The sequence below is a fragment of the Paenibacillus polymyxa genome, assembly GCF_001719045.1.
Taxonomy (GTDB): domain Bacteria; phylum Bacillota; class Bacilli; order Paenibacillales; family Paenibacillaceae; genus Paenibacillus; species Paenibacillus polymyxa_B.
Map to the genome: position 1 here is coordinate 2,558,896 of NZ_CP015423.1, position 13,202 is coordinate 2,572,097.

Below are 13,202 nucleotides of genomic sequence, written 5' to 3' on the forward strand. Positions count from 1 at the left end.
ACAGCTAAAACCGGCCTATACCCTAAAGGGCAAGACTGATTTATCGCAGATGCCAATTGTATATTGCTCAGACGGTATTCTGTTGTTACTGCTGCGGAATATCCCACGAAGCGCTCCTTCGTGACTACAACAGGCCGAAACGGAACCCTATACCTCTATATTACACCTTTCACGACACAATCGTCGAAGAAATTTTAAATTTGCACAAATTTCTGCAAAATTTTTATTGTTATTTTAGATAAAAATTAGAATAAGCTCGATTTTTGTCCAAGTTTCCCTTAAAAGAAGGGTCATCTTATGCTAAAGGAGGGTAATAAAGAGAGTGAGTTTTAGTTCGATCATATGAAAATAACACAAAATATATTCATACGGAGGTTTTAAATGATGGCTAAAACATTTGGAGATATGGTTCAAGAAGCGAGGCAGCACGTTCAGGGCATTGATTCACAGGAGGCACGTCAGCGAATGGAGGCAAATCCAGATACATTCGTTATCGATGTACAGGACTCCCATGATGCAGGCGCTTGCGGTCTGATTCGCGGAAGCGCCAATATTTCATTGGGCATGCTGCCCATCCGCGCTGACTTGGAGGTTCCACAGGATTTGCGTGACGAACGTCTACGTGACCGTAACCGCCCCATTATCACCACTTGTGGGGCAGGCGGACAAGCTGCATTGGCAGCTTATACACTCCAGCAGATGGGCTTTACCAATGTAGCTTTTATCGAAGGCGGAACAACAGCCTGGAAGGAATCCGGCTTTGAAGTAGAACTGTACTAAGGGATCTACGCTCCAAGTGTCGCCCTACGTATGTAGGGTGCCTTCAGAAGCGTCAGGATTATCAGGTGCCTCGAAATCATCAGGAGACGGCTGCGGTACACCAGACTCAATGAACTCATCTACATCGCGGGCAGCCTTAACTTGATTGCATTCATTGCAAGCACATACACAATTGACCGGCGTTGTGTGCCCCCCTTTTGCCCGAGGCAGTAAATGATCAATCGTGTCACCGTAGCCCCCGCAAAAAAAGCAAGTATAACGGTCACGCTTAAGCACATATTGACGAAATTCCTTGTTGCTATACAGTCTACGCACGGTGTATGGATTAACAATCACCGCCATACGCTCTCTGACCAGGGTCATGGCCAGATCAAGCTCAATCTCTTGATGCCAGCGTCTCCCCTGGTCGGTTTTGCCTCTTAGCCGAATCATGCCATTGCGATTGAGCCGCAACGCCCGGGTATCCGCAGGCTTCAGCCTGCTAAGCAGATGCCGAACCCGTTGCCGATGGCGCTCACGCGCTTTGTCCGTGACCGGCTTCCTGCGGGGGCGTTGTGCCTCCATAGGTAGCGACGCCTCTAGGCTGTGCGCAGCCGTATTTGCTTCAAGGCTATGCTGCATCACGGGAGCAGCCGAGGGATTTGTTTCCTCGCCGGAGGGAGCGGACGTAGCCGCACGTTCTTGTGGGGCCAATCCTCGGCAGGAACGGCAAGGACCACGCCGGGAATAAGGACCAGCCCGGCGACCCGTTCTGCGCTGAAAGTCCGTTAAAGGTTTCATCTCCTGACAATACGTACATTTTTTAATCAGCGGTTTGCTCGCTTCATCCTTGTTCTGCTGCGGTTCTGTCACGTCCACTCCTCCTTTCCTCTGTTGCTCGCGCTTCACAGTTTGCCCAAAACCCGAACTATTGTTAAGTTAGATTCATTTTACCGTTTTCACGTTCTCTTTTCTAGCTACCCGAGTCGTTGTGAACACTCAGGTATAACAAATTTTAATGATTCAGCATACGTTATACAGCGATCCTTGTTCTTCATTCAGCATCATATTGACCGTCTGACGTTTAGCCCCCCTCACTTGGTGGGTAACTTGTTATATATGAAGGAGGGACGTACATGAAAAGGAACCATACGATGATGCAATTTTTCGAGTGGAATGTCGAAGCTGACGGTTCTCACTGGAAAAAGCTTACCCGCCTGGCGCCGGAACTGAAGGCCAAAGGAATTGACGCGATATGGATTCCACCTGTCACCAAAGGCCAATCGCCTGAGGATACGGGATACGGCGTCTATGACCTTTATGATCTGGGCGAATTTGACCAAAAAGGTGCGGTGCGCACCAAATACGGAACCAGGGAAGACCTGCTGGAGGCTGTTGCCGCCTGTGTTCGCCACGGCGTGTCCGTCTATGTCGATCTGGTCATGAATCATAAGGCCGGCGCGGATGAAACTGAAGTATTCAAGGTCGTCGAGGTCAACCCGGATAACCGCAATGAAGTCATTTCCGAGCCCTTTGATATCGAAGGCTGGACTAAATTTACGTTCCCCGGCCGTCAAGGTCAGTATTCCACATTTCAATGGAACTTTGAACATTTTAACGGAACCGATTACGATGCAAGCCAGGACCGGACAGGAATCTACCGTATTTTAGGTAAAAATAAAAGCTGGAGCGAAAATGTAGATGATGAATTCGGCAATTATGATTATTTAATGTTCGCCAATATTGACTATAATCATCAGGATGTGCGCAAAGAGATGATCCGTTGGGGGAAATGGCTAGTAGATACTCTGCAATGCAACGGATTCCGTCTGGATGCAATCAAGCATATTAATCATGAATTTGTACGAGAGTTTGCTACAGAAATGATTAAAAAACGCGGGCAGGATTTTTATATGGTAGGCGAGTTTTGGAAACCGGATCTGGAATCGTGTCAAAAGTTCCTGGATACCATTGATTATAAAATTGACTTGTTTGACGTATCCCTCCACTACAAACTACATAGCGCTTCCTTGGGTGGCAAGGATTTCGATTTAAGCACCATTTTCGAGGATACGCTTGTTCATACCCATCCCCTGAACTCGGTTACTTTTGTCGATAATCATGATTCCCAGCCGCATGAAGCGCTCGAATCCTGGGTGGAGGACTGGTTCAAGCCTAGCGCCTATGCACTCATCTTGCTGCGCAAGGACGGTTATCCCTGTGTGTTCTACGGCGATTACTACGGTATCCAGGGACAAACGCCCGTGAAAGGCAAGCAGGCTGAGCTAGACCCGCTCCTATATGCCCGGTACCATAAAGCTTATGGTGAGCAAAAAGATTATTTCGATGATCCCCATACGATTGGATGGGTTCGTCAAGGCGTGCCTGAGCTGGAAGGCTCCGGATGTGCTGTGGTGATCACCAACGCAAATGACGGAGAAAAGCGCATGTTCGTAGGCAAACAACGTGCAGGGGAAGAATGGATGGATTTGACCGGACATCACGATCATACCGTAAAAATTGAGCAGGATGGCTACGGCATATTTCCCGTTCGTGCCGGCAGTGTATCGGTGTGGGCACTTCCCGCAGAGGAAGACAGCCAGGAAACAGAAGAAGAGGAAGCGAACGCTTAATCTATACCCAACACAAAGAGGACAGGATGCGAGGAAGCGCCCTGTCCTCTTTGTGTATGGAAAGTCACTCCGTTACCTTGCTTTGGTTGGCCACGGCCTGCTTCTTAGCCTCTACATGACTCGGATCACCGAGATAAAAACGCCGGATGGGATCTATATGCTCATCCAGCTCGTACACCAGTGGAATGCCTGTCGGAATATTCAAATCCAGCAATGCGGTTTCGTCCAGATTCTCCATATACTTGATTAAGGCCCGCAAAGTATTACCATGTGCAGAAATGATTACTCGATCCTTTTTGAGAATCAATGGTACAATCCGCTGCTTCCAAAACTCACCGACCCGATGCACGGTGTCCTCCAGGCTTTCCCCAAGCGGCAGCTCTTCTGGCTTAATATTACGATAACGCTCTTCCCGATGCGGACTCCGCTCGTCCTTCTCATCCAGCATGGGGGGCCGCACCGTCAGACTACGCCGCCAGATATGAACCTGCTCCTCGCCATATTGCACGGCGGAATCCAGCTTGCTAAGCCCCTGAAGAGCACCGTAATGGCGTTCATTCAGCTTCCATGACTTCTGCACAGGTATCCAGAGATGATCCAGCTCATCCAAGATGTGATACAGCGTGCGGATAGATCGTTTTAACACAGAGGCGAATGCCAAATCAAACGTATAACCAGCCTCCTTGAGAATACGTCCCGCCTCAATGGCCTCATGAGTCCCTTGTTCAGTCAGGTCCACGTCCGTCCAGCCCGTAAACAGGTTTTGTCGGTTATACACGCTCTGTCCATGCCTAACCAGCACCACTTGATACATGCACTCACTCCTCTCCTGTCTGTCTTTATGTTTTACCCAACTTCTATGTATTTAACGTAAAATGCAATTTTTAAACCGTCTATTTAATACAAAAAAGGACGGCATTCAGCCATCCTTTTCTTCTTACCCTGCACTTAGTCCCTCTTACTGAATTTGGCCAACAGATCCAGAATCCGTACATACAGCCATACTAGAGTCACCAGCAATGCAAAAGCACCATACCATTCCATATATTTTGGTGCGCCTTGATCTGCTTGCTCTTCAATAAAATTGAAATCAACCAGCAGATTCAAAGCCGCAATGATCACGATAAATAAGCTAATGCCAATACCCAGCCAACCTGTTTCATGGATATAGGGAACATTCATACCGAAAAAGTTCAAGATAAAATCAACCAGCATCACCAGAAAAATCGCCATCGTACACAGGACAACGAATGAGATAAAGCCGCGTGTCACCTTGATGATTCGCTGTGTGTACATAAAGAGCATCAAGAACAAGATACCCACGGTCAGCAAAATGGCATTGGCTACAATTCCAGGGTACTCATACTCCATAAAAGCTGAAACGCCACCCAAAGCAAAACCACTCAGAATCGCATATACAGGAGAGAGTAATGGAGCCGTTTTGGGAAAAAAGGATATCGCAAGTGCTACGCCTGCCATACCAATAAAGCCTGCCGTCAGCAAGGATAGCACCTCTACGGTTCCTTCGTAGGTCATGTACCAGGTAATACTTCCAGAGACGATGAGCAGAACCAGCAGAAGCAACGTTTTGTTCACCGTTCCTCCGATGGTCATGCGTTGTTCACTTGCTTCTCTTTCATCTTCGCGCAAAAAGATGTCATCACGTAAAACCGGATTGCTAAAGCTCATACAGGGTACTCCTTTTCGATGTTGTTGTTTGCTATGCTATATGTATATATCGGCACAATATGAAAAAAGTTTCAGAAAATTTCAAAAAAACTCTAACCTTGCCACATGGCAAAGCTAGAGTTAGAGGATCAGGTCGTTACAGGTTAAAGATCAGCTGTCGCAATCTGAATCGTACCAAATGTGCCTCCGGCCGCGCTAGTCAATAAACCAGCTACCAGCAATAAGGCAACTTCCACCGTAAGACTAGTGAATGCAGGGATCGTATAGGTAATCACAGGCGCATTGACAACAGTAAGGACAAGATCAATCGGAAAGGGACCGTTATTATTAACGGTTACTGCTGCATCTGCACCACCACGCAAATTTTCATAATACGATTTACCGATACCAGCCGCTATCGTAAAGTTTTGTTGAGGTAAAAGAATCGCCATAGTTTTCACCTCCCTTGCGTTTGATAGTGTATTCTATGCTTCCAATCTACGAGCGTAACGTTAAGTGACTCAGTAATAAGACACAATTCGAAAGACTTATAGATTAACGTACCCTAACCTATGCTAAAAAGGAGTTGCCCTCTCAGATTCTTTGCAGAATCTGCGGACAACTCCTTACTAAATAATAGAAGTATCAGACAGTATAAAAGCAGTTAGCAGGATTGTATGTTGCCTTTGCTTCCTTATTGCACGTCAATGCTCAATTCCTGCAAACCGAAACGAGAAGGCGCTGAAACCTTCACGCGGATATTGCCAGCCTCACCCTTTGTACGAATCCAGAATGCAATGCGTCCACCAATTAGGGATAAGCTTGAAGGACCGATCAATTCACCCACTCCCTCGACCTCCACCGAAACAGGATCTGTATAGAACGGCAGGGCATTGCCGTATTCGTCTAGAGCATCCACTACTACTCGGGTTACGTCCCAATCGCCAGCTTCCAGTACCATATCATCTGCAGCTACCCGTAGCTCTGTCGGCACCGGATTACGTGAATAGTATTTGCGGATCACTTCTTGCCCGTCTACGTACCCAATGAATACAGCGTCTTCCCACTTCATGCCCCAGTGGCCTGTCAGCTCGTCGATCACGACAGGGGGGTGAGGAAGCGCCGGGTACTTCTCTCGGTTCGGACGATAAATACCTTTGCGCTCATGACCGTAGATGAACTCCACCTCATCGCAATTGGTGAACACGACCAGCGGCACAATGCCCCCGATATTTCGCTCGCCACGAGACCAGTAAGTGACCGGCTCCATAACGGTTTCCTGTTCGACGTTCTTCTGGCTCCGATACACGCTCGCTGCAAATTTAGGCAGGCGGAACATATCCATGACACCGTGGTAGCAGATTTTATCACCGGAACCAAAATCAGCATGCGTGTTATAGTCAAAAGCACACCAGCCAATCGCTCCGGCAATGCCCTCATCGGCATAGGAAGCGTTTTGAACCCGCGTATGGCGCAGTGCATGCTCCATTACCCGTTCCTCCTGGTCAAAACGTTTCGTCGGGTACATATGCCCGTTATATTCCGTTACCAGATAAGGGACCGGATGATCCAGCTTTGTAACGAGAGACGGCTGGCGCAAGCCTGTCGTTTCGCCATCTACGCCTTCTGTATCGTCATACGTATCAAAATTGCGGATTTCCTTCGCCAAATATTTTTTGTGCCCACCATCATGAACAAAATCATTTATCGTATATACATCTTCCAGCAGCTCACTGCCTACAATATAACGCACACCACCCGTAGCACGGGTCGGATCTAGCTTTCGTGCCAGCTCATTGGTACGCGTGTACAGATCATGGTCATCCTGCGACTCATTAATTCGTACGCCCCAGATTACAATGGAGGGATGATTACGATCACGGATAATCATGTCCTCTACGTCCCTCACCGCCTGCTCCTTCCACGCTTCACCGCCAATATGCTGCCAACCCGGAATCTCTTCGAAAACAAGCAATCCAATCTCATCACAGCGGTCTAGAAAATGACGGGACTGAGGGTAGTGGGATGTCCGTACCATATTCAGCCCCAGTTCCTCCTTGAGCACATCTGCATCACGACGCTGCGCTCTTTTGGGCATAGCATAGCCAACGTACGGATAGGACTGGTGACGGTTCAAGCCGAGCAGCTTGATCTTCCGCCCGTTCAAGTAAAAGCCGTCCGTCTGAAATTCAGCCTCGCGGAAGCCAAAGCGCACGGTCACCTGATCCAACTCCTCTCCGCCTCGTAGCAGCGTCAGCTTCGCTTCATACAGCTTGGGATCATCTATATCCCATAGCCGCAGGCCGCCCAGCTCTTTCAGCTCCAGCGTTACTTCCGCCGCCGTCACCGCTGCTAGCTCGGTCTCCGCCTTCACGCTCGCTCCGTCCAGCAATTGCAGCGCGACCGTCAAGTCGTCCTGCTGATCGCCAATGCCCTCCAGCTCCACGACCACGCGCACCGCCTTATTTGCCGCAAGCGGCGCCGGTGTCTGAATGAATATCGTTCCAAGGTGTACAGGCTCCACTATTCGCAGCTGCACTTCGCGGTAAATACCGCCGTAGGTCAGATAGTCAATGACTGCCCCAAAGGGAGGGATGTCGTCCCGTTCCGTGGAATCGACAATGACTGTGAGCACATTGGAGCCGCCATACTCGGCAAGTTCGGTCAATTCAACGCTGAACGGTGTATATCCACCTTTATGCTCCCCCGCTTTTACCTCGTTTAGATATACCTGGGCATAGGTCATGACTCCTTCAAAATCAACATACACTCGCTTACCTTTTGCATCTGCCGGAATGTTCAGCTCTCTTTTATACGTAGAAATAAACTGAAATGCCTTGTCGTCAAAATAATTATACGGAAGCTCTACATTGGTGTGCGGCAGCTGAATTGGCTCATACCGACCTGCATCAATGCCTGCGCTTATTTCGCTCTCGACATATTCAGGAAGGTAAAACCATTGGTCATTCAACGGCAAAATGGTACGCATGGGCAGTCACCTCAACCTTTTATTTTCCACTCTTATACCATAGTAAAATATTTAAGTAAAAATTACGAGTAAAACTTAGTAAAATAAATATATGTTCAATGTAAGCATTTCCAAGACAATTGTCAATCCATTTTTGTATCTTTTTATAATCAAAAAAACAGCCCCGGAAGGCGGGGCTGTCCAAATCCATAGCGTCGATTTTATTTGGCATCGGTATGCAGCGGCGCACTGCTGTTGCGAATCATTAGCTCGGTCGGAATGATGACCTTGCGCCCCACCTCGTTTGCACCGTTGCGTACCGTATGCAGCAAGAACTGAACGCCCGTTTCTCCCATCAGTTGAGTATGCGTTTTGACCGTTGACAGAGATGGGGTCAAATATTCGGCTGTCGGAATATCATTGAAGCCAACAATGGAGATACGTTCCGGCACCGCAAGGTGATGCTGCTCTAGCGCCTTCAACACCCCAATAGCCACCGAATCGCTCGCGACAAAGAAGGCTGTAGGCAGGTTTTCTGGTCCTGCCAGAATAGCCGCTTCCATCGCACGGAAGCCGTCTGCCGCTGTTCCTCCGCACACATGAATATCATCCGACGTGCATAGCCTATGCTGTTCTTGATACTGCAAAAACGTCTCATAGCGGGCATCTAGCTCGACTTGTTCGGAATCATGGGACTGCTCATCCTTACCCATACCTACATATCCGATGTGACGATGGCCCGCACCCATCAAATAGTCCAGTGCATCAGCCGCAGCGTGAGCAAGGTCAATGACCACATAGTCTGCCCCTGTACGCTCTACCGGATGATCCAGAAAGACGCAAGGAATGGGCAGTTCCAGCATACGTTCTACCTCTTCGCTGCTAAAATGCCCTAGCACGATTAGTCCATGCAGCCCTTCGGATGACGTCTTCAGCGCAGTTAGGTCCTCTCTTCTGAAAATACGCTCCAGCTGCGCCCCGCTTTGGCGGCACTCTTTTTCCACGCCAAACCGAATAGATAGATAATAAGGGTCTTCCAGTTCCTCGTACGCACTAAACCAGTGCACCATACCCAACCGGATGGGTCCCTCTGCCTTCTTGCGGGGCTGACGACCAATACCGCCATTTTTACGTTTAACCGTCGTATATTTCATGCGCTCGGCAACCTCAAAAATTTTACGCCGCGTTTCCTCTGATACAGACAGTGTTTCATCATAATTCAGCACTCGGGAGACCGTGGATATCGAAACCTCTGCCTCCTGGGCGATATCTTTTAACGTAGGCATTGCAGACTCCTTTAATCGTTTTACTCTATTTTTACTTTTATTTTACTATTATCTTACTCGTCTCCCCTGTGCAACACAACCATTCATTCCTAAAAGGGTCAACCATTTTTTTCATATTATAAGCCTAATCATGATAAAATACGTACCATAATAGAAATGACACTAAGGAGGATACACACATGAAACAGGAACTGATTGACCGCCTGACTACATATGTTCAGGTAGATACCCAATCTGATGAAAGCAGCCACACTTGCCCCACTACACCCGGACAGCTCACATTGGGCAACCTCTTGGTGGGCGAATTGAAAGCCATTGGTATGACAGACGTAACTATTGATGATAATGGTTATGTGATGGCGACCCTTCCTTCCAATACGGATAAAGAGGTTCCCGTCATCGGTTTTCTCGCTCACCTCGATACGGCTACCGAACTGACTGGCGCAGGGGTAAAGCCGCAATTGACGGAAAACTATGATGGGGGCGATATCACGCTGAATGCTTCGCTTGGTGTGGTTCTTTCTCCACGTGAGTTCCCCGAACTGACTCAATATAAAGGCCACACCCTGATCACAACAGATGGTACCACCCTGCTCGGTGCAGACAACAAAGCCGGGATCGCAGAAATCATGACAGCTATCCACTACCTGATTGACCATCCAGAAATTCAACATGGCAAAATTCGCGTTGCCTTTACACCGGACGAAGAGATTGGAAGAGGGCCGGAACGCTTTGATGTAGCCGCTTTTGGCGCTGAATATGCCTATACGGTAGACGGCGGACCGCTCGGAGAACTGGAGTATGAGAGCTTTAACGCCGCAGCCGCCCATATTACCATTCACGGTGTGAACGTGCATCCCGGTACGGCTAAAAACAAAATGATCCACGCTGCCAAAATCGCTATGGAACTGCACAGTCGGTTACCTGCAAACGAAGCCCCAGAATATACAGACGGATATGATGGCTTCTATCATCTCTTGGAGTCTACAGGTACGGCAGAACAAGCTAAGCTATACTATATTATCCGTGATTTTGACCGCGAGAGCTTTGAAAAGCGGAAAGCTTATTTAACAAATGTAGTCAAAGAACTGCAGGCCGCATATGGAGAAAACCGTATTGCGCTGGAATTGAGAGATCAGTATTACAACATGAAAGAGAAAATAGAGCCAGTCAAGCATATCGTCGATGTCGCTTATGAAGCAATGACAAAACTGAATATCGAACCCATTATTAAGCCGATTCGTGGCGGTACAGACGGTTCACAGCTATCCTACATGGGACTGCCTACCCCGAATATTTTTACAGGTGGGGAGAACTACCACGGTAAGTTTGAATACGTGTCGGTGGACAACATGGTACTTGCTACCAAGGTTATTGTGGAAATCGCACAACTATTCGAGCAACGCGGCAAGTGAACTACCTATACACAGCACTGACACGTTAAGATTAAATAGAAGGCATATCGTTCCTTAATGGAAACGGTATGCCTTTTTTTCTGAAGCTTTCATTTCCCTTTAAATTTTCAATATCTTTATAACTTTTATCCGTCTTTAGACCGACAACTATATACGAGACTATAAAAAATATATCTAGTAAAGAAAGGTAGGTTATCTATTTGAATACAATAGATGCATTAATTGCAGCCATTCCCTACATACAACAGATTATGCGTGAGAAAGTGACCCTTGCTCTCTTCGACCGCACTCATGTCCTTATGTATACCCAATCGGAGGGTATGGACCTCGGCTTTGAAACGGGCTCGGAGCTGCTCGAAGACTATAAAGATTTTGCCATGCTTAAAAATGGACGTGAGCCCAGCCTGACCCACATCCCTGCTGAAATTCTAGGGCTTCCTCTTGATATGATCAGTATTCCTGTATTTGACGAGAAAGGTGAAGTCATCGCAGCATTTGCGGCCTCTTATAATTTGACTAACAAAAATCAACTGGATCAAATCGTATCCGAGAACCTTTCCATCACCGAGCAGCTCATTGATATGGTACAGCATGTGGCGGCTCATTCCGAGGAGCTTCAGGCAACCAGTGAACAGATTTTGAAAAACACCCAAATCGCCGTACAAAACTCGGGTAAAATCAATCAGGTAGCTGTGTTCATCAAGGAAATTTCCGATCAAACCAACCTGCTTGGATTGAATGCAGCGATCGAGGCCGCGCGTGTCGGAGAAGCAGGGGCAGGCTTTGGTATCGTCGCTCAAGAGGTGCGCAAGCTATCCGTAGAATCCAAAAAGGCGACGGTCGATATTGAAGGAGCCCTTAAGGATGTACAGAACTCCATGCGTCAAATGGAGCAGGAAATTGAGCAAATTGTTTCTTCTTCTCAGGAGCAGGCGACTCTGGTAGGCTCTTTCACTGAAGTGATGGAGCGTATGCAAAAGGCGAGTGAAACGATGCAACATCTGGCCAGTCACCTGACTTCGTATGTCGTAAAATAAATCTTGGCATAAAAGAGGGGAGCACACTGATCGCAAATGCGTAAAAGTGTGCTCCTTTTATGTACAAAAGCCCTATCGGGCTTGAAGGTCTAATTCTGACTCAAGCAGTATAAGAAAAAACACCATGATTTGAAGGAATCACAGGGTCTAACCCTCCCAAAATATTTCCCAACGGAAGAGCAATACTAAGAAACGCCAAGACCATAATTACCGAGATTAATGCCTTTTTCATTATGAAGCCCCCTTAATAAAATGGTTTGGTATTGCTCTTGCTGTGATGGTGTTGCCAAAGCTCGATAAGTCTCAAACAGAGCAACCAGTGTCCTGAAATCAGCATCCGCTTCTACACTGGCAGAGAATTGCAGAGAATCAAGGACATAATTTAAGGCAACGGAGTACTGCTTCTTCTTGAAATGGTAAATGGCCAATTGGTTGACCAGTTTTAAATAATATACGCGGTTTGCTCTATCTTCATAACCTTCAAATATCTTAATATCATCGGCAAAATCGTTCAGCAGGTCGTCTATATTCCAATTATTCAGGTTAGCTGCTTCGGCAATACCAACCAATCCTGGAAGTAGCTCCTCGTCATTGTCGTGAAGAAATTGAACGTACTCAGGCAAAAGTTCCCTTCTCCCCGAAAGTAATTCAATCGTAAATAAATTGGCCTTGGCGAGGAAACGGAATCTCTCTACTTCTTCGTGACCGCTCTGATCCAGCCCCATAAACCAACCCATTTCGCTATACTTCATAATATAGTTTCTGGCTTCCTCATACTTGCCCATATTCTGATAGTAAATAGATTTCGCCAAATAACTATAAGCATAATAAAACACTAGCGGGTGTTTGGTGTCCAATGTCTCATACTTGCCGTCTGCAGCATTTCTCAGTTGGGTGTGATACAGGTTTTCAGCCAACGTATGCAGATAGTCTGCTACTTTGTTCGCTTCATCCCAATCATTATGTGTGTAGCTGATTCTAAACAACTCACAAGCTTTATCGAGTTCGTGGCTGTCCGACAACAAATAAATGGCTTCCCTTTGGTTCAGGACCTCTTCCACTAAACCCGCCTCCCTATCCTGAAAATTGCGATTACCCCTTAGCACAGCGGCTACTCTTCAGGGTAGTTATACTCTTAGCCTCCATTTTTTGTATACCATTATATTACAAATATAGTCAAAACCTAACTTGAAGTCAATTCAATCATCACTACCTTCTTTTTTTGCAACCTTACATTGCTGTGTACGGTTATCGGTTACGAATAGTTGACTCCCCTTATAGAAATAATGCTAAAGAAGACAAAATGTAGGCTCTCTCATGGATGGTTTTTATGATGCTATAGTATCGTGGGGGTAACTACGTTACGAATTAGTGCGTACTTTTCAACCGGGTAGCTGGGCCTTACAATCAAACCTGTGCATGAAACTAAAGTATAG

At 47.0% G+C, this 13,202-nt stretch carries 11 protein-coding genes; 4 read left to right on the plus strand and 7 right to left on the minus strand.

Annotation, left to right across the window (positions count from 1 at the left end):
• Positions 1-384 precede the first annotated feature (384 nt).
• Positions 385-780 (plus strand): rhodanese-like domain-containing protein, encoded by a 396-nt coding sequence (locus AOU00_RS11420; protein ID WP_023990896.1) that lies wholly within the window; start codon positions 385-387, stop codon positions 778-780.
• Between the two features lie 24 nt (positions 781-804).
• Here AOU00_RS11420 and AOU00_RS11425 read toward each other — a convergent pair whose 3' ends face one another.
• On the minus strand, positions 805-1,632 hold the full coding sequence (locus tag AOU00_RS11425; protein WP_061829475.1) for an HNH endonuclease: 828 nt from the start codon (positions 1,630-1,632) through the stop codon (positions 805-807).
• 263 nt (positions 1,633-1,895) lie between these two features.
• Between AOU00_RS11425 and AOU00_RS11430 the strand changes: the two genes are divergently transcribed.
• Positions 1,896-3,392 (plus strand): alpha-amylase, encoded by a 1,497-nt coding sequence (locus AOU00_RS11430; protein ID WP_069290639.1) that lies wholly within the window; start codon positions 1,896-1,898, stop codon positions 3,390-3,392.
• Between the two features lie 64 nt (positions 3,393-3,456).
• Here AOU00_RS11430 and gpmA read toward each other — a convergent pair whose 3' ends face one another.
• The 5 genes from gpmA to AOU00_RS11455 all read right to left on the minus strand — a co-directional run bounded on the left by gpmA (position 3,457) and on the right by AOU00_RS11455 (position 9,314).
• Positions 3,457-4,206, minus strand: a complete 750-nt coding sequence (gene gpmA, locus AOU00_RS11435; RefSeq protein WP_013312531.1) for a 2,3-diphosphoglycerate-dependent phosphoglycerate mutase — start codon at positions 4,204-4,206, stop codon at positions 3,457-3,459.
• Between the two features lie 134 nt (positions 4,207-4,340).
• Positions 4,341-5,081, minus strand: coding sequence for a Bax inhibitor-1/YccA family protein (locus tag AOU00_RS11440; protein ID WP_069290640.1), 741 nt, complete (start codon positions 5,079-5,081; stop codon positions 4,341-4,343).
• A gap of 143 nt (positions 5,082-5,224) precedes the next feature.
• Positions 5,225-5,512: a hypothetical protein gene (locus tag AOU00_RS11445; protein WP_069290641.1), complete on the minus strand. Its 288-nt coding sequence runs from the start codon at positions 5,510-5,512 to the stop codon at positions 5,225-5,227.
• Positions 5,513-5,754: 242 nt separating this feature from the next.
• Positions 5,755-8,049: a glycoside hydrolase family 2 protein gene (locus AOU00_RS11450; protein WP_069290642.1), complete on the minus strand. Its 2,295-nt coding sequence runs from the start codon at positions 8,047-8,049 to the stop codon at positions 5,755-5,757.
• Positions 8,050-8,249: 200 nt separating this feature from the next.
• Entirely contained in the window at positions 8,250-9,314 is a 1,065-nt protein-coding gene (locus AOU00_RS11455; RefSeq protein WP_069290643.1) for a LacI family DNA-binding transcriptional regulator, read from the minus strand.
• 179 nt (positions 9,315-9,493) lie between these two features.
• Between AOU00_RS11455 and pepT the strand changes: the two genes are divergently transcribed.
• Both pepT and AOU00_RS11465 read left to right on the plus strand, forming a co-directional pair.
• On the plus strand, positions 9,494-10,729 hold the full coding sequence (pepT, locus tag AOU00_RS11460) for a peptidase T (RefSeq protein ID WP_069290644.1): 1,236 nt from the start codon (positions 9,494-9,496) through the stop codon (positions 10,727-10,729).
• A 200-nt stretch (positions 10,730-10,929) separates the two neighbouring features.
• Complete coding sequence (locus AOU00_RS11465; RefSeq protein WP_069290645.1) at positions 10,930-11,766, plus strand: methyl-accepting chemotaxis protein; 837 nt, start codon at positions 10,930-10,932, stop codon at positions 11,764-11,766.
• A 185-nt stretch (positions 11,767-11,951) separates the two neighbouring features.
• Here AOU00_RS11465 and AOU00_RS11470 read toward each other — a convergent pair whose 3' ends face one another.
• Positions 11,952-12,827 (minus strand): DNA-binding protein, encoded by an 876-nt coding sequence (locus tag AOU00_RS11470; RefSeq protein WP_069290646.1) that lies wholly within the window; start codon positions 12,825-12,827, stop codon positions 11,952-11,954.
• Positions 12,828-13,202 lie beyond the last annotated feature (375 nt).

Coding starts and splice junctions, on each gene's coding strand:
- AOU00_RS11420 (WP_023990896.1), top strand. CDS start 385: ATGGCTAAAACATTTGGAGATATGGTTCAAGAAGCGAGGCAGCACGTT.
- AOU00_RS11430 (WP_069290639.1), top strand. CDS start 1,896: ATGAAAAGGAACCATACGATGATGCAATTTTTCGAGTGGAATGTCGAA.
- gpmA (WP_013312531.1), bottom strand. CDS start 4,206: ATGTATCAAGTGGTGCTGGTTAGGCATGGACAGAGCGTGTATAACCGA.
- AOU00_RS11440 (WP_069290640.1), bottom strand. CDS start 5,081: ATGAGCTTTAGCAATCCGGTTTTACGTGATGACATCTTTTTGCGCGAA.
- AOU00_RS11445 (WP_069290641.1), bottom strand. CDS start 5,512: ATGGCGATTCTTTTACCTCAACAAAACTTTACGATAGCGGCTGGTATC.
- AOU00_RS11450 (WP_069290642.1), bottom strand. CDS start 8,049: ATGCGTACCATTTTGCCGTTGAATGACCAATGGTTTTACCTTCCTGAA.
- AOU00_RS11455 (WP_069290643.1), bottom strand. CDS start 9,314: ATGCCTACGTTAAAAGATATCGCCCAGGAGGCAGAGGTTTCGATATCC.
- pepT (WP_069290644.1), top strand. CDS start 9,494: ATGAAACAGGAACTGATTGACCGCCTGACTACATATGTTCAGGTAGAT.